The sequence below is a fragment of the Planctomycetia bacterium genome (genome assembly GCA_034440135.1).
GTDB lineage: Bacteria > Planctomycetota > Planctomycetia > Pirellulales > JALHLM01 > JALHLM01.
Window position 1 is genome coordinate 1 of record JAWXBP010000474.1, and the last position, 17,475, is coordinate 17,475.

The window sequence follows — 17,475 nt, forward strand, 5'->3', positions numbered from 1 at the left end:
ATGATGCCGCTCGACCGTATTGGGCTATTCCCCGCCGTCGAAAGCGCGTCACCAAAAAGGGGGCTAACGCGCCGGTGAAGCCGCGTAGATGTGTGGTACTGTTTCGTGACACAGCATCAGGAGCGACGCGGAGGTTCTGGGGCTCTTCGTGTGAGACTCGACACTGTAGCCGGCGCGGGCGTGCCGGCTTCAAATCGCAGCGTGGCGTGGTGCATTGATGCGGCGCTTAAACCGTGCCGTGGCAGTGCGTCCTCGCCTCACGAGGAAGCAACGTGCAGCAAGACGAAGCGAACGCGAGGGATGAGCTGATTGCGGCCATCTACGGGGCCGCCTCGGAAGTTCTACCGGCCTCGCGGCCGCTGGAGCTCTTATCCGCCATGACCCGCAGCGACAAAGCCTTTGTCGCGCACTACAATTTCGAGGAACGGCGCGGCGCGATCATCGCGAGTTTCAACGTCGAACCCAACTTCATCGACACCTACCGCGACATCTACGCCGCGGAGAATCCCTGGCTCGCGCGATCATCCTACTTTCAGGCCGAAGGCCTCGTCTGGCGCGGCAGCGACATCGTTCCCAACGAGGCGCTGGCGCAAACCAGCTTTTTCCAGCTCTTCATGTATGGGCAGGTCATCCGCAACACCGCGCACCTCGTGATCCGGGTGCGCGGGGCCAATGTCATTCACGTCATGCTCTCGCGTCGTTCGCATGCGGAGGAGTATGACGACGCCGCCTTGGCCATCTGCCGCCTCTACGCATTGCACGCGCGCCAGGCAATCGAGGTGAACGGCGCGGTGGGGACCCGGCGCTTCGTGGAACTCGGCTTCGAGACGGCGATCGAGGAATTGGCCGCCGGCGTGGCCCTCGTCGAGCTGCCGTCGACGATTCGCTACATGAACGAAACGTGCCACGTGCTGTTCAACGGCCCGCGCGAAGGCGCTGCGCCGAAGCGATGGGCTCCTTCGGGCTCGTCGAGCGGGCGCCCGCCCGTCGCCGCGCGCCTGCCGCGCCCTCTCGTCGAAGTGCTGGCCCAGAAGCCGGTGCCGCGCTCTTGCGTCATCCAGCGCGACGTCGGCGACGGGCGCCGGCCGATCTTCGTCGAGATCCGGCCCTATACGTTCGGCAACGAAGCCGATGCGCAGACGCGAAGCGGCTACGTCGTCGTGTGCCGCAGCGCCGATACCGAGATCGAAGTGGAAGAGACGGCCCTGCGCGCCGCGTTTCACCTGACGGCGTCGGAGGCCCGGGTCTGCGCCGCGCTGCTGGCCGGCGAGAACATCTTCAGCCTGGCGCTCCGGCTCAACATCAGCCCCCAGACCGCGCGCACGCATGTGAAGCACATTTTCGAGAAGACCTACACCACCCGCCAATCGGAGCTGATGAAGCTGCTGGTGTCGGTCGCGCGTGGCAAAATAGCGAAGTCGACGGCTTCCGGGGAAAGCGCGCCGCGCCTGCCGCAAGGTGCATGGCCGTTCAAGCGGCCCGGCGGTCTCTCGGCGGATTAGGATTGCGGGGGCGCCGATCGCGCCCGCCATGCTGGGTGCGCCTCTAGTCCGGCACGCCCGCCAAGCCGGGAGCGGTGAACAGGGGTAAGGCGTCCGCGCGTTGCTCGGGGTCGGGGTCGCGAGCGCTTGGCTTCTCGGCATACAGGCTTGAATCGCCGCGGCCCGCCTCCGCCAGATCGACCCTGCTCCGGCCTTCCCGTGCGGCTGTGGTCGCGCGCGCGGGCTGAACCGTTGGGCCCGCCTGCGGCGCCTGGCGCTCCGCCACCGCGATGCAATCCTGCTTTTGCTGCATGAGCGTGTCGCAGATGGCGCGGGCGCCGGCGGCCGAAGTGAACGGCCCGATGTGCGCACGGTAAAAGCGCCCCCGCGCCGCAAGATCGACGGGTTGAATACGCGTCTGTGCGCCGCCCAACACCGCCTCGAAGCGGCCACGGGCGGCTGCAAGCTGCCGCTCGGCGAGGCGAATATCCTGGTGCGAGCCGATTTGAACGAAGTAGTGGCCGACAGGATCGGCGTGCGCCTTTGAAGGATCGACGAATATTTCCCGCATGACTCCGCGCGAGACCATTTGCAGAAGCCACGTTTGAACTTCCCGCGTCGCTTCGACGGCGACGGCGGGATCCTGCTCTCCGGCAGGCGGGGCCGCAGGCCCGATGAGCACGAAGCCCGGATTCGGGAGCGCGTCGCCCGCCGTCGTGACCGGCGCGGCTTGACCGCTGGCCGTCTCGATCTGCGGTGGCGGCTCCTCCGTGCCCTGCAGGTCGCGACCCGATGAGCTTTCCGGCAACAAAGGCGCCAGGGCCCAGCTTAGCCACGGTGGGTGTTCGGACATTCCTTCGCGTTCGACGCACGCCGCCAGGATCCCGGCTCCTGTAACAGCGATCACCATCGCGCCCCAGCGTGTCAACGCCCGACCAGCGTCTTTGAGATGCCAGCGAGCAATCGACACCCCATCCCCATCGCGCATCACGTATCCCCGCACTTTTCTTTTGGTTGGCCGTGCTAGCAGCCTTCGTCGCGTTCGCAATACCCAATACGAGGTAGCGGCATTCAAGATGGCATTGCGCCACGCTGCACGCGGCACGAACGGCAAGACAAAAGGGTTCCGGCGGCATTGGCTACGCCTTGTAAACTCAGGCGATGTCGAACTCTGCTTGAAGCGCTCGGCCGGACGGCAGGACACGTGGCTTCGATGCACACCTCGGGACTTCGCAGCCCGCGCGCCGCGTCGAAATGATCGATCCGGACCAAAACCTCACCCAAAAGGAGTATTGCGCGTCGTTATGGGACACATAGTGTGACTGTCTCATCCGGCATCGGGGGAATGTCACAGAATCTCAGCAGGCAGCTTCGCATTCTGAAAGAGCCGGTGCGGAGCAAGCGCGGCGCTGTCGCTGCGAAAAATCAGGCAGCGGCCGACATCGGCGCGCGCATACTTTCCAGCGGCGGAAACGCGATAGACGCCGCCATCGCCGCTGCGTTTGCCCTGTCCATACTCGAGCCCTGGACGAGCGGGCTCGGCAGCAATGGATGCATGACGGTCTGGGATGCGCGCAAATGCCGGGGCCAAGTCGTCGACTTCGCCGGCGCGCCGCCGCGACGGACACCGAACGCCGAGTCGGATTGGCCCGGCGCGTTCGCGCTAAAGGAGGATGCAGACGCGGCGCATGACGAACACGCGTATCGGTCGATCGCCGTGCCGGGACTGGCCGAAGGGCTTTGGACCGCTCATGTGTTCGCGACGAAACCGTGGACTGAGCTCTTGGCGCCCGCGATCGAGCTCTGCGAGGAAGGGCTGGAGCTCGATTGGTACGGGCTTCTCACGATCGGATCGGCCGCAAACGAGCTTTCGCGGTTTCCCGCGTCGCGAAACTGGTTTCTACCGTTGGGCTACCCCTCCTCCATCACCGGAATCAATCGCTTTCGCTTGCGAAACCCTGCCTTGACGGCGACTCTCAAGGCGCTGGCGGAACGCGGCGGGCGCGATTTCTACGAGGGATCGATCGCGCACGCCTTCGCAAGCGATGCCGTGGAGGGCGGGGCGCTGATCGACAAGGCCGATCTCCATGCCTATCGCGCGCAATTGCTCGAACCCGCCGTGGTCATGCGCGGGGGAAAGCGGTTTCTGATGCCGCCGCACGCCGCCATCGGCAAGATGTTCCGCGAGATCATCGGCGGCTCGCAGGAATGGAAATCCACCGTCGATCGCTCCACCTTCCTCAAATATGCTCATCTGTTCTCCGCTGCGCATGCGGAGTACTCGAACGTCGGTGCGGAGATTCCCGATGGATGGAGCTCGCACGTCTCGGTCATCGACGGCGAAGGCAACATGGCCTCTCTCTCTCAGAGCCTCGGTTCGACCTTCGGATCGAAGATCGTGCTGCCCGAAACGGGAATTCTCGTGAACAATGCGGCCCCGGCGACGCGCGACCGGCCGAGCGATACCGATCCGTCGCGCGGCGCAGTGAGAACGACGAACCACCTTCTTCCCATGCTCGGGGTATCGGGCGACAGGCCCTGGCTGGCGCTCGGCGTATCGGGCGATCGGCACATTTTGCCGACGATCGTTCAATTGATCTCGTTCTTGATCGACTTTGGCTTCTCGGTGGAGGACGCATTCTCGCATCCGCGTATCGGCATCCGGCGTCCCGGCGAAATTCAGATCGATTCGACGGCTTCGCTCGACGTTAGGCAGGCCATCGAGCAAGTCTTTCGCGTTGCGGAGCTTCCGTTCTCGCTCTATCCGTTTTCTCGACCCTGCGCGGTGGCCGTCGGCGTCGACTTCTTTTCCGGCGATCGAATCGCGATGACTGAGACGAGCGAACCGTGGGCCGGCTCCTCCGCTGCCCATTGATGCGGACCGGACTCCACCTCTGGTGACGCAAGGATGCAGGCGACCAGACCCCTATCGGAGCGCGCTCGATCAGTCCTTCGGTGGTACGAAGCGACGAAGAGCGTCAAGCAGACCGCCGATAGAATGCGGTGTTCGGTCCACTACGTCTATTCTCTCTTGCATCGTACCGGCAAATGGGTACTCGACCCTCACAGACGTCCCCTGTGCGGCAAGGAGAATGAAATTCGCCGGCTGCATCTGCGCGGAGCGTCTCTTTCCCAACTTGCCGAGAGATTTCATGTCAGCAAGGTCGCGATCTTCAAGGCAGTGCGAAGAGCCGAGAAAAATGTGCCGCGCGGAATCCGGAAGCGCGACTGTTGTATTGCGGAATCCAGCGACGTTGCCGTCCGTTCAGCGGCCACATTGGCATGCGCGTCGCCGGATTTACCGTCGCCAAGTGAAATCAAACGTCGGATCGGGGAACGCATACGCCGCCGCCGAAACACACTGCGATGGAGCCGCGCCAAGCTCGCCACCGCCCTGAAGCTCACAGCCCGTCGTATCCAGGTTCTCGAAACGAGCGGAACCGGCCTCACGATCGGCGCTCTATTCGCGTTATCGCGTGTTCTCGATACCCCGCCATGGGCTTTTCTTGGCGAATTGCCGCCGCCCCCAGAGGACACTTATGGAAGACGCGACCGGGCTATATTGGCGGACTTCACCGAGAAACGGTCGACTCGCAAAGCGCGTGAATTTCTCGCCGCATACAATCGAATAAGGAATCCGGCGGTCCGCAAGCAGGTGCGCGAGCTTGTGACGCTGCTAGCGGCGGAATAGCCGCCGGCGAAGCGCAATCCACCCGAGCTTCACGGAGATGTCTGCCAACCGCTGCAGCGTCACGGCCAGAGCAATCCGTCATGCGTCATGGTCATCGACCCCGCCGGGCGCTTCCGCCCCGGTTGCCGTGACCTCTTCGCCGCACAGCCGAAATCGAATGGCGCGCAAAAGCTTTCGGGACCTGCCCCTTCATGGCGAGAGCTGTGAACCGGATCAGGCGCCGCAGTTGCATGTTCTCACGCTCCAGCTTCGCAATTACTGATTTGAGGTGCTCTTCGGAGTCCGGAAGCAGTCGATCGCAGTCCGCCGGCGCTTTCGGAATCTGAACGATCTTGGCTGTCTGACGCGGCATTGGCGCTTCTTTACTTCAATGCGCAAGCATTTACCCAGTTCAATCTTGTGCGCGCCGCCGAACACGCGAGAGTATTGGCTGCGCTCCTTGATTGAGGCCCAGACTCTGACTCTAAATCGCCCTCCATAACTCAGAACGTCAAAGGAACAAGAAGTCAATTCCGAGCTTTGTACGATATCGGACGCAAGAGCGAAACGCGCGCACTGGTCTTTTTGGTCGATGTAGCAGCCTCAACGGGCGATCTTCATCAAAGGAGCAAGCATCGACGGACACGACCAAAACCCGCTGGGGCGGTGTTGATTAATGTCAATGCCGATCGAGGCCTCGGCGGCTTAAATTTGTCTAGTGAAGCTGCAGGTTCTGCATACCCCAACTGCGGCATGACTTGCGCGCCGGGCGTTGCCAATGATCGCCGCATGTCGCCCAGAACCGTCAGACTTTCCGACTATCCGATGGACTTGGTCGAGATCGCGTGCCGCAAGTGTGAACTTCGCGGTCGCTTTAGGAAGGCTTCGCTTGAGGCCATCCACGGCCGCGACTTCCCGTTACCGGATCTGAAGAGGCACATTTCGTCAGATTGTCCGAGGCAAAGGAATCGTTTGTACAACAATGAGTGCGGCGCCTATTTCTCTGCATTGGCGACGCTCCCGTGAGTGTTTCCGATCGAGAAATCGTCACAACGGCCAAGCTAACGATCGAGCGGCATGGTAAAGGAGCCGCCTACTTCGCCGCCAGAATGGCCGACGAGTTGCACGAGCTTGGCGATCTTCAAGGCGCGCGAGTTTGGCTGAAGATATTCGAAGCGATAGATAAGATGCTTGCGGCAGAGCCAGGCGGGTCGGCGAATTGAAGACTAGCGACGAGAGGCGGATTTGTTCTCGCATTCTGAGCATGAAATACCCACCTACCCAGTAGTGTGTTTCACCTACGCTGCCCACGGTCGGTGCCGGCGAGAGTGCGGTGCGGCTATATCCAGCGGAGGCGGCCGCGCAGTGGGATCAAGTCGAGCGCACGGTTCGTCATTGGCGGCGTGCGCAGTCAGGATCGAATTTCCGGCGATCGGTTGAATGGCATGATCGAAGGGCATGGGGAGAGGCAGTAATGATCGATCTCCACTATGTGCGCACGCCGAATGGACTAAAGATCGCGATCATGCTGGAGGAGGTCCAACTACAGTACAGAATCATCAACTACGATATGTTTGCCGGCGAGCATCTCAAAGCGCAGTTCAAGAAAATCAATCCCAATCACAAATTGCCGGCCATCATCGATCTTGAGCCGGAGGATCAAGCGGGCCCGTTTCCGGTATTCGAATCCGGGGCCATCTTGATGTATTTGGCGAGGAAATCGGGCAGGCTCCTTCCGTCCGAATTTCGCCGGCAGTTCATCGCGCTGCAGTGGCTAAATTGGCAGGTTGCTGGGCTGGGGCCAATGATCGGACAGGCGGCCCATTTCGTGCGATACGCGCCGGAGGGGCAAGCCTATGGCATCGCCAGATACACGCGCGAGGCGCGGCGTCTGTTGAACGTCCTCGACGGCAGGCTAGGCGAAGCGGAGTATCTCGCCGAAGAGTATTCGATCGCTGATATCGCCTGCTGGCCTTGGGTTCAGAATATTGGAAACTTCGATATGAAGCTAACCGAGTTCCCGTCCATTCTTCGCTGGTCCGGCGCGATAATGTCACGTCCCGCCGTCTTGTCGGCAACCCAGTCACTCACGACAGGAGTTCCCTCAGCCTATTTGGAGAGGCGGATGACGCTTACCCCAGAGCAGTGGTCAAACATGTTTGGCGATAATCTACTCCACGCCACACGCAGACCGGAGGCATAACCGTCACGGCATTCCGCCGCATAACATCTCTTGCTTTCATTGCTGAACTCCTCAAATCGTCTCGTTCGATCATTGAGGCTCGCCAAACTAACGAGGACGCGGAGTATATCACGACGCATTCCGCTTTTCTTCGAACGGAAGCGCGACGGCGCGGTGCGGTGACAAGCAACGATGCGACCGCGGATCGGCAAAGTCGGATTCCCGGCAAACGAATTCGGCAAGTGGGTGATTCGGCACGACGCAATCCATTGTCATAGTTGGAGACCGGCCACCGCGTGTCAATTGCCGCCAAATGCCCAAGAACCGAGAATGCAGTCATCCCGATCGCAGCGGCCAAAGGTGAATAAAGGATCATCAGCGCGGCTTTGCGCGCTCGATGGAGCTGGTCGGCTCCGTTCCCGAATTGCCTTCGATGAGATTTCCGAATCATTCATTGTGTGTGCGCACAAGGACTGTTATCAGGACAAACACGCTATCGAATGTAGGCTTCGGATGCGTATCGACGCATCATTCTTTGACTGTTGAAATATGAGGCTAGCTTGCTGATCGCCTGTTTCATCATCCAGATCCAGCGCGCGCGATCATCGTAGAAGAGCGGTAACACCACATCCTCGATCTTGCGATATAATGCTTCCGCATCGCTCTCGCTTTTTCCTTGCGCATCGATCGACCAGCCGGTCACGCCGTCAATGCAACCCTCAATCCACCAGCCGTCAAGCGTGCTCAGATTGAGCACGCCGTTCAGGGCAGCTTTCATTCCGCTTGTCCCCGAGGCTTCGAGCGGTGGCTGTGGCGTGTTGAGCCAGACATCGGCACCTGCGATCAGCGCTTTGGCCGTCGCCATGGTGTAATTTGGAATGAACGCAATCGGGATGCGGTCGGAGAGTTCGGCGCTGACGCGGTGAATCTCACGGATCATTTCCTTGCCGCCGACGTCGCGCGGATGCGCTTTTCCGGCAAGAACGATTTGAAACGGATGACGCGCCGCAATGGACAAGAGGCGCTCCTTATCGGTGAACAACAGGTTGGGGCGCTTATAGCCCGTCATACGCCGTGCAAAGCCGATGATCGGCAACTCCGGATCGAATATCGTGCCCGTCGTATCGCGGACGAGATCGCAGAGATCTGTCTTCCCGGCCAAGTGCGACGACCAGATCGCATCATCCGAAAGCTGGTCTGCGCGAACCAGCATCTCGGGATCGTGCCACCAGCGCGGGAAATTTGTCTCAAAGAGCTCGCTGAACCGGGGATGCACCCAAGTTTCGGAGTGTATACCGTTGGTGATCGCCTGGATGTCATAACCCGGGAACATCACCCGCGCCGTTTCGGCGTGACGCCGCGCAACACCATTCACATAGCCACAAAGATTCAACGCCAGTCGCGTCATGTCGAGCCGATCCGAGCCAGCAAACATACGAAGATCGTCGACCGAAATGATCTTGCCGGCGATGCTCTGGAACAGGTCGTAGCCAAACCGATCATGACCAGCATCGACGGGCGTATGTGTCGTAAAAATGCAAAGATCACGTACGCTGGCAAAGACCAAGCCGTTTTGGTCACCGACTGGACTAGCCCCCGCGCGTCGAAAGCGGCGCATCAGTTCAATAGTCAGCAGCGCGGCATGGCCCTCATTAAGGTGATAGGTGTGGAGAATGAAACCCAGTGCGTCGAGAATGCGCACGCCCCCGATGCCCAGAATGACTTCTTGCTTTAGACGATAGACCTCGTCACCGCCGTACAGGCAATTCGTGAGCTCGCGATCTTGCGGAGCGTTTTGGTCGAGGTCGGTGTCCAAGAGCAGTACCGGGATTTGCTCACCCAGTGGACCGGCGTGAATATAAAGCCAAGGACGGATCCAAACGCACCGGTCTTCGATGTCCACGCCGACCATGGCCGGCAGCGGCCGCGCCCAGGTCGCGGGGTCCCACGTGTCGGGGTGCTCTAATTGCCGCCCCTCGGGGTCGATTTCCTGCCGGAAATAACCTTGCTTGCTGACCAAGGTGACGAAGACGACCGGCAACCCAAGGTCGGAGCAGGACCTGACCGTGTCGCCGGCCAAAATGCCCAAACCACCCGAGTAGGTATGCATTTCAGGGCGTAGCGCGATTTCCATGCAAAAGTAGGCTATGCGCGTCCGGGAAACGAAATATCCTAACTCGTTCATCACCCCTCTCGCCTCTGAGAACGCTCTTTCGGCCACTGAGCTCGAATTAGCTACGCGTATCCTGCAAGGTTTGTAGCCTATCGACCGCTATGCCCTTACGGCGGAGCCGGGCACTTCCAGCCGCCGCTCCTGCGCTCACAATTCAATCGCATTCACTATGTTGACGCTGACGGTCCCATATCAACGTAGACGGCCGCCGAGGGATTGGGTGTCAAAATTGCCGCCACTGTATCAAACGCACTCCCCGCCACGATGCAAGCGTGATATAATAATGCCGGTACCCGGCACATTCCTCCCCGGAAATCAACGACCAGTGGTCGCTGCGGTTCCGCGACCTCACGCGACCTAGTCGAGTTCGCTTCCGGAACCAAGCGCCCGGTTATCGCGTTAATCGTGATCGGCGCCAAGTAGCGCGCGCAATCATTTCAGGAAATCCCTTGACTTCAATGTCAAGCGACGCCGACAACTCGGACGATTCGCCCGCCAGGACGGGCACGACAACGTCGGCGACGCAGCGCGCGACCACCGGAGATTCCCGAGGCCGCATCGTCATCGAGAATGTCCATCCGGAACTCGATTGCGGCCGCTATCCCGTGAAGCGCATCGTCGGCGGCGTATTCGACGTATGGGCCGACATTTTTCGCGACGGCCACGACGTTATCGACGCCGTTGTTCGCTACGAGACGCCATCCGGACAAACTCACGCTGCGCCGATGACGCACATCGACAATGATCGTTGGCGCGGAAGCTTCCGCGCCACGCAGATAGGACGGCACACCTACACGGTCGAAGCATGGACCAACAGCTTTGAATCATGGAAGCGAGATACCGTCAAGAAGCGCGACTCCGGACAAACCATCAGTTTGGAACTTCGCGAAGCGGAAGCGCTGGTGCGCGTGGCGGCAGAAGCCGCAGGCGCAAAGACTTCCGCATCGCTGAAGCAAATCGCTACCGCGCTCAAGAAAGCGGACAGCGACATGGAACGCGCGGCGTTGCTGCTTTCTGAAGACATGTCGACCTTGATGGTGCGAAGCAATCCCCGCGGGGATGTGACCCGCTATCATCGGAAGCTCGAGGTCTACGTAGACCGTGAGGCAGCCGGATTTTCCGCGTGGTACGAGATGTTTCCCCGATCACAGGGAACCATTCCGGAGCGAAGCGCCAGCTTCGAAGACTGTATGCGGCGCCTGCCAGAAATTCGAAACATGGGATTCGACGTGCTTTACTTAGTGCCAATCCATCCGATCGGCACGATAAATCGCAAGGGGAGGAACAATGCCGTGGCTGCCAAGCCCGGCGAGCCGGGCAGCCCTTACGCGATCGGCTCTGCCGAAGGGGGCCACGATTCGATCCACACCGAATTGGGAACATTCGCCGATTTCAACCGGCTGAACACGGCAGCGCACGAAAACGGTCTCGAGCTCGCCCTCGACTTCGCCATTCAATGCGCGCCGGACCATCCGTGGATCAAGGAGCACCCGGAGTGGTTCACTTTTCGTCCGGATGGGACGATCAAGCACGCCGAGAATCCGCCGAAGAAGTATCAGGACATCGTTAACGTCAACTTTTATGGACCTCATCGCGAGGCCCTATGGAACGCACTCAAGGATGTAATTCTGTTCTGGGTCGGCCACGGCGTTAAGATCTTCCGCGTCGACAATCCGCACACCAAGCCGGTGCCATTCTGGGAATGGTTGATTCGCGAAGTACAAACCCAGCATCCCGACGTAATTTTCCTTTCAGAGGCCTTCACTCGGCCGAAGATGCTGAAGGTCCTCGCCAAGGCCGGTTTCACACAATCCTATTCCTACTTCACCTGGCGAAATTTCAAGCAGGAATTCATCGACTACCTCACCGAGCTCACGCAATCTGAATGCCGGGAGTATCTCCGGCCGAACTTCTTCACCAACACGCCCGACATTTTGCCGCCTATTTTGCAGCGGGGAGGCCGCGCCGCTTTTCAGATGCGGCTCGTACTCGCCGCCACATTGTCGAGCGTGTACGGCATCTACAACGGATTTGAACTGTGCGAAGCGAAGGCACTACCCAACAGCGAAGAATATGCCGATTCGGAGAAGTACCAATTTAAGGTTTGGGATTGGAACCGTGAGGGCAATATCAAGGAATTCATCGCTCGCGTGAATGGCGCGCGGCAAAGCAATCCGGCCCTCCGCGAATTCTTGAATCTACGCTTTTATCCCGCGGACTCCGACTCGGTGCTGTTCTACGGAAAGATGACGGCCGACCGTGCGAGCATGGTTTTCGTCGCTGTAAATCTTGACCCGTTCGAAACCCACGAAGCGACGATCGAATTTCCGCTCTCCGAGATGAGGATCGATCGTGACGGCTCATTCGAAGCTGAGGAGCTGATCGGCGGAGAGCGCTACGTTTGGCGTGGCGCCAGACAGCGGATTCGTCTCGATCCTCGCGCGAATCCCACCGCCATTTTCCGCATCACGGCGCCGGGGCCCTCCGAGAAGCATACGACAAATGCCTAAGCCCGACAGCCTTTCGAACGATCCTCATTGGTTCAAGGACGTGGTCACCTACGAAGCGCATGTGAAGGCGTTTTTCGATAGCAACGACGACGGAATTGGAGATTTTCGAGGTCTCACGGCTCGCCTCGACTATCTGCAGGATTTAGGGATTACGGCCATCTGGTTGCTCCCCTTTTACCCTTCGCCGCTCCGCGACGACGGGTACGACATAGCAAACTATCGCGACATTCATCCGTCCTATGGAACGATGAAAGATTTTCGCGGATTTGTGCGGCAGGCGCACAACCGCGGGATGCGGGTGATCACCGAGCTCGTTGTCAATCATACCTCCGACCAGCATCCTTGGTTTCAGCGCGCGCGACGGGCGAAGGCGAGATCGCACTACCGCGATTGGTACGTGTGGAGCGATACCGATAAGAAATTTGAGGGCACGCGCATCATCTTCACCGACACGGAAAAATCGAACTGGACCTGGGATCCCGAAGCCGGCGCCTATTATTGGCACCGCTTTTTCGGTCATCAGCCCGACCTCAATTTCGACAATGCGCAAGTGCTCAAAGCCGTAGTCAACACGATGCGTTTCTGGTGCGATGCCGGCGTAGACGGGATGCGACTCGATGCCATCCCTTATCTCTGCGAACGCGAAGGAACCAACAACGAGAACCTGCCGGAAACCCATGCCGTCCTGAAGCGCATGCGCGCGGAACTCGACAAGAAGCACAAGAACCGCATGTTTCTCGCCGAAGCCAATCAATGGCCGGAAGACGTACAATCCTACTTCGGCGCCGGCGACGAATGTCACATGGCCTATCACTTCCCGCTGATGCCGCGGATGTACATGGCCATTGCACAGGAAGATCGTCATCCGATCACCGACATCATGCGGCAGACGCCGGAGATTCCCGACGCCTGCCAATGGGCGATTTTTCTCCGCAATCACGATGAGCTGACGCTCGAAATGGTCAGCGACTCCGAGCGGGACTATCTCTGGAACACCTACGCTGCCGAGCGGCGTGCCCGCATCAATCTAGGCATCCGCCGGCGCCTCGCGCCATTGATGGAGAACGATCGCCGCAAGATCGAACTGATGAACAGCTTGCTCATGTCGATGCCCGGAAGCCCGGTTATCTATTATGGTGACGAAATCGGAATGGGCGACAATATTTTTCTCGGCGACCGTGACGGCGTGCGGACACCGATGCAATGGACACCGGACCGAAATGGCGGGTTTTCTCGCGCAGATCCGGCGCGTCTTTTTTTGCCGCCTCTTATGGATCCGGTCTATGGCTTCCAGTCCGTTAACGTCGAGGCTCAGAGCAAGAATCCGTCGTCGTTCCTCAATTGGATGAAGCGTCTCATAGCCGCTCGGCAGGGCCGTAAGGTTTTCGGACGGGGCACGCTCTCCTTCCTCTACCCCTCGAACCGCCGTGTCTTCGCCTATCTCCGTGAGCTCGGCGACGAGTCGGTGCTATGCGTCGCGAACCTCGCGCGGTCGGCTGAAGCGGTCGATCTGGACCTCTCCACGTTTCGCGGACGTGTCCCCGTCGAACTCATGAGCCGGACCAACTTTCCGGCCGTAAGTGACGGCCTCTACCGAATCACGTTGTCCGGCCACTCTTTTTACTGGTTCCTTCTCGCAGATCCGAAGACGCTGACCGATGGAAGCCCCAGCCTCGGTCAACCACTACCCGAGTTCGTGACGCTGGTCATGGGCGAGAGTTGGCAGAGTCTTTTGACGGGCCGTAACAAGGCGATCTTCGAGCGCGACGTTCTGCGTCGCTACCTTCCTCTGCGGCGGTGGTATGGCGCGAAAAACGCGAATTTGCGCGAAGTTGAGGTAACCGCGAGCGTCCCGTTGGCGGATGGACAGTCCGGTTGGCTCCTCGCTCTTCTCGAGGCCCGATTCGATGGAAAGCACCCGCCGCAGTGCTATTTCCTTCCGTTGGCCATCGAGTGGCGCGAGGTTCACACGCTTTCGCCTGAGCGCACGGCCTTCGCGGCGGCCAAAGTGCGCAAGGGGCCTAAGGGCGGAACTCTATTCGAGGCCGTGCAGGACGAGCGTTTCGCGCTTGCCTTGGTGGAAGCCGTTCGCCGGGGCGACAACCTTGCCTATCCCGCCGGCAGGATCGAATTTCGAGCGACTGCGGCCATGGCTGAACATCCGATGCCGGCCAACCCCGTCGTTCGGCCCGTCGCGGTCGAACAAACCAACTCGTCGGTGTTGATCGAAAACTATCTTGTTCTGAAGATCTACCGCCGCTTGATGACGGGGCTTCATTCCGAAGTCGAGATGGGCCGCTTCCTGACCGAAGTGGCACGCTTTCCAAATACGCCGCCTCTGCTCGGCTCAGTCGAACTGATCGGCGCGGATGGCCATCCGACCGCCCTTGCCTGCCTTCACGCCTTCATACGCAACCAGGGCGACGGCTGGTCTCATACGTCAAGCTACCTTCAGCGATTTCTCGACGAGGCGGCCGTTCTTCCAGCGGACGAACTTGCCGCACGTAAGGACCCGCACGCGTTCCATCTCGCGCAGATGCAGAGGCTGGGTGAGCGGACCGCCGAGCTTCACAAGGCTCTATGCCCAGGCGCGGCCAACTCGGCCTTCAAACCGGAACCGCTGACCGAAGCCGATCTCAACAAGCTTCAACGCCAAATCTGCAAAGATGCTCGCGCCACGCTGGAGGGGCTCGCTGAGCGCCGCGCATCGCTCTTGCCGGAGGCGGCGACGTTCGCCGACAAGCTGTTGGCGAAACGTCGTGAAATTGTGGAAGCGCTTTCAAAACCTCAATCGTTCGGTTCTGGATTGATCAAGACCCGCTTTCATGGCGACTATCATCTCGGCCAGGTCGTAGTCGCGCAAAACGATTTTTACATTCTTGATTTCGAGGGCGAGCCGCGCCGCAGCCTTGCCGAACGGCGCGCGAAGCATACGCCGCTCAAGGACGTGGCCGGCATGCTGCGTTCATTCGACTACGCGGCCTGGGCGGCGCTCGATCACGTTACCAAGGATCACCCCGACCGACGCGCGACGTTGCGCCCCCATGTGATGGCGTGGCGCGACGAAGCGACGAAGGCATTTTTTGACGCCTATCGTGCCTCGATCGCAGGCACCTCCAGCTATCCCGCCGATGAGGCGGCGGCAAATGGCCTGCTTCGGCTGGCCATGCTTGAAAAGCTCTTCTATGAGATCGGATACGAATTGGCGAACCGGCCGGCGTGGGTTTGGATTCCCCTCGCTGGCGCTTGCGATCTGCTTCTCGAACGTGCTTGAGCAGAGGCCGAAATGGTCGACGGCGGCCCTTCCTTTGATCATGTAACTGCAATCGTGAACGGTGATCACCCCGATCCCTTCGCGTACTTGGGGCTGCACCGCGTCGATGGCGGGTTGGAAATTCGCGCGTTTCTTCCCAAAGCGCGCCGCGTGTCCGTCATCGATGCGAAGACGGCGCGTTCACTGGTCGAGCTTCGGCGCGTTCATGATGAAGGGCTCTTCACGGGCGTCGTGGCGCGGGCCAGGCGCTTCGCCTATCGCCTGCGCGTGGAATGGGACGGCGGGGAGACCGATATCGAGGATCCCTACCGGTTTCCCCCGTGGCTGGGCCCTCTCGATCTGCATCTCTTTGGCGAGGGGGCGCATTTCGACTCCGCGGACAGGCTCGGCGCGCATGTTATCTCGATCGAGGAGATGCGCGGTGTTGCATTCGCCGTCTGGGCGCCCAATGCGCGGCGCGTGAGCGTGGTCGGCGATTTCAACAACTGGGATGGTCGCCGTCATCCGATGCGCCGACATCCCGGCGTCGGCGTATGGGAGATTTTCGTTCCGGAGCTACGCGCCGGGGAGCGTTACAAATACGAATTGAAGGCCGCGGACGGCACCGTGCTGCCGCTCAAGTCGGATCCGTACGCTTTCGCAGCCGAGCAGCCATCGAAGACGGCGTCCGTCGTCCATGATTTTGGCGATCATCGGTTGCAGGATGACAATTGGATCGCCGAGCGCCGTCACCGCTTCGATCGTGCCGCCCCCATCTCCATCTACGAAGTTCATCTCGGCTCTTGGCGTCGCCGGGCCGACGAAGGCAATCGGTATCTGACCTATCGCGAAATGGCGGCAGATCTCGTCCCCTACGTCAAAGATATGGGATTCACCCATATCGAGCTTCTGCCGATCAGCGAGTACCCGTTCGACGGCTCATGGGGCTATCAGCCGACCGGATTGTTTGCGCCGACCAGCCGCTTTGGCTCGCCGGACGACTTCCGCGCCTTCGTCGAAGCCGTTCACCGCGCTGGGCTCGGGCTGATCCTGGATTGGGTGGCGGGTCACTTCCCAAGCGATCCACACGGACTGGCCAAATTCGATGGCACGCATCTCTATGAGCATGCCGACCCGCGCCAAGGTGTGCACAAGGACTGGGACACGTTGATCTATAATTATGGGCGGCGTGAAGTGGTGAATTTTCTCGTCAGCAACGCCTTGTTTTGGCTCGGTCGCTATCACGTCGACGGACTCCGGGTCGATGCCGTAGCTTCAATGCTTTACCTCGATTACAGCCGCGCGCCCGGCGAGTGGATCCCGAACAAGTTCGGCGGCCGCGAAAACCTCGAGGCGGTCGATTTCCTTCGGCGAATGAACGAGGTCGCGTATGGGCGCGTTTCCGGTATCGCAACAATAGCGGAAGAGTCGACCGCATGGCCGATGGTTTCGCGACCGAGTTTCCTCGGCGGACTCGGCTTCGGCTACAAGTGGAACATGGGATGGATGCACGACACGCTCGCTTATATGAGCCACGATCCCATCCATCGCTCACATCATCACCATCAGTTGACGTTTGGGCTCATTTACGCATTTAGCGAAAATTTCGTGCTACCGCTTTCGCATGATGAGGTCGTACACGGCAAGCGCTCGCTTCTAGCTCGAATGCCCGGCGACCGCTGGCAACGTTTCGCCAATCTTCGCCTCTATTTCACGTTCATGTTCAGCCACCCCGGCAAGAAGCTGCTGTTCATGGGCGGAGAGTTCGCGCAGGAGCGCGAATGGAATCATGACACGGGCCTCGATTGGCCTCTTATCGAGGATCCGGCGCATGCCGGCATCCAGCGCCTCGTGCGCGACCTCAATGCGCTTTATCGCGGGACACCCGCCCTGCACGCGCGGGACTGTGAAGCCGATGGCTTCGAATGGATCGATGCCAACGACAGCGAGAATAGCGTACTCTCGTTCTTGCGCCGCGCGGATGACGGCCGCCCGCTCGCGATCGTGGTCTGCAATTTTACGCCGGTCGTGCGACCGAACTACCGGGGCGGCGTTCCGGACGGTGGCGTCTATCACGAGGCGCTGAATTCCGACGCGGGCCTTTATGGCGGCAGCAACATCGGCAATGGCGGCCACGTAACGGCCGAGCCGGTGCCTTGGCACGGACGGCCCTATTCGCTGAAACTGACGCTGCCGCCGCTCGCCG

Annotated in this window: 10 protein-coding genes; 8 read left to right on the forward strand and 2 right to left on the reverse strand. The window is 60.1% G+C overall.

Annotated elements, in window-relative coordinates; genetic code table 11:
• The first annotated feature begins 272 nt into the window (after window positions 1–272).
• Window positions 273–1,502: a helix-turn-helix transcriptional regulator gene (locus tag SGJ19_27005; GenBank protein MDZ4783914.1), complete on the forward strand. Its 1,230-nt coding sequence runs from the start codon at window positions 273–275 to the stop codon at window positions 1,500–1,502.
• Between the two features lie 43 nt (window positions 1,503–1,545).
• On the opposite strand, the gene SGJ19_27010 is transcribed toward SGJ19_27005, so the two are convergent.
• A complete protein-coding gene (locus tag SGJ19_27010; GenBank protein MDZ4783915.1) occupies window positions 1,546–2,469 on the reverse strand; it encodes an SPOR domain-containing protein in 924 nt (307 codons plus the stop codon).
• Window positions 2,470–2,826: 357 nt separating this feature from the next.
• On the opposite strand from SGJ19_27010, the gene SGJ19_27015 reads away from it, so the two are divergent.
• The 4 genes from SGJ19_27015 (at window position 2,827) to SGJ19_27030 (ending at window position 7,354) form a co-directional block, all read left to right on the forward strand.
• Window positions 2,827–4,356 carry a gamma-glutamyltransferase gene (locus tag SGJ19_27015; GenBank protein ID MDZ4783916.1) on the forward strand — a complete coding sequence of 510 codons (1,530 nt, stop codon included), beginning with the start codon at window positions 2,827–2,829 and terminating at the stop codon, window positions 4,354–4,356.
• 156 nt (window positions 4,357–4,512) lie between these two features.
• Window positions 4,513–5,172 (forward strand): hypothetical protein, encoded by a 660-nt coding sequence (locus SGJ19_27020; protein MDZ4783917.1) that lies wholly within the window; start codon window positions 4,513–4,515, stop codon window positions 5,170–5,172.
• Window positions 5,173–6,173: 1,001 nt separating this feature from the next.
• Complete coding sequence (locus SGJ19_27025) at window positions 6,174–6,374, forward strand: hypothetical protein (GenBank protein ID MDZ4783918.1); 201 nt, start codon at window positions 6,174–6,176, stop codon at window positions 6,372–6,374.
• Window positions 6,375–6,625: 251 nt separating this feature from the next.
• Complete coding sequence (locus SGJ19_27030; protein MDZ4783919.1) at window positions 6,626–7,354, forward strand: glutathione S-transferase N-terminal domain-containing protein; 729 nt, start codon at window positions 6,626–6,628, stop codon at window positions 7,352–7,354.
• 472 nt (window positions 7,355–7,826) lie between these two features.
• Here the strand turns inward: SGJ19_27030 and glgP are convergent, their stop codons facing one another.
• Window positions 7,827–9,518, reverse strand: a complete 1,692-nt coding sequence (glgP, locus tag SGJ19_27035) for an alpha-glucan family phosphorylase (protein ID MDZ4783920.1) — start codon at window positions 9,516–9,518, stop codon at window positions 7,827–7,829.
• 446 nt (window positions 9,519–9,964) lie between these two features.
• Here glgP and SGJ19_27040 point away from each other — a divergent pair, with 446 nt between their 5' ends.
• The 3 genes from SGJ19_27040 to glgB form a co-directional block, all read left to right on the forward strand.
• Complete coding sequence (locus SGJ19_27040; GenBank protein ID MDZ4783921.1) at window positions 9,965–12,016, forward strand: alpha-1,4-glucan--maltose-1-phosphate maltosyltransferase; 2,052 nt, start codon at window positions 9,965–9,967, stop codon at window positions 12,014–12,016.
• Window positions 12,009–15,290, forward strand: coding sequence for a maltose alpha-D-glucosyltransferase (gene treS / locus SGJ19_27045; protein ID MDZ4783922.1), 3,282 nt, complete (start codon window positions 12,009–12,011; stop codon window positions 15,288–15,290). The genes SGJ19_27040 and treS overlap by 8 nt, the downstream gene beginning before the upstream one ends.
• Before the next feature lie 12 nt (window positions 15,291–15,302).
• Window positions 15,303–17,475 (forward strand): 1,4-alpha-glucan branching protein GlgB (gene glgB, locus SGJ19_27050; GenBank protein MDZ4783923.1); only part of this gene is annotated, 2,173 nt, incomplete at its 3' end.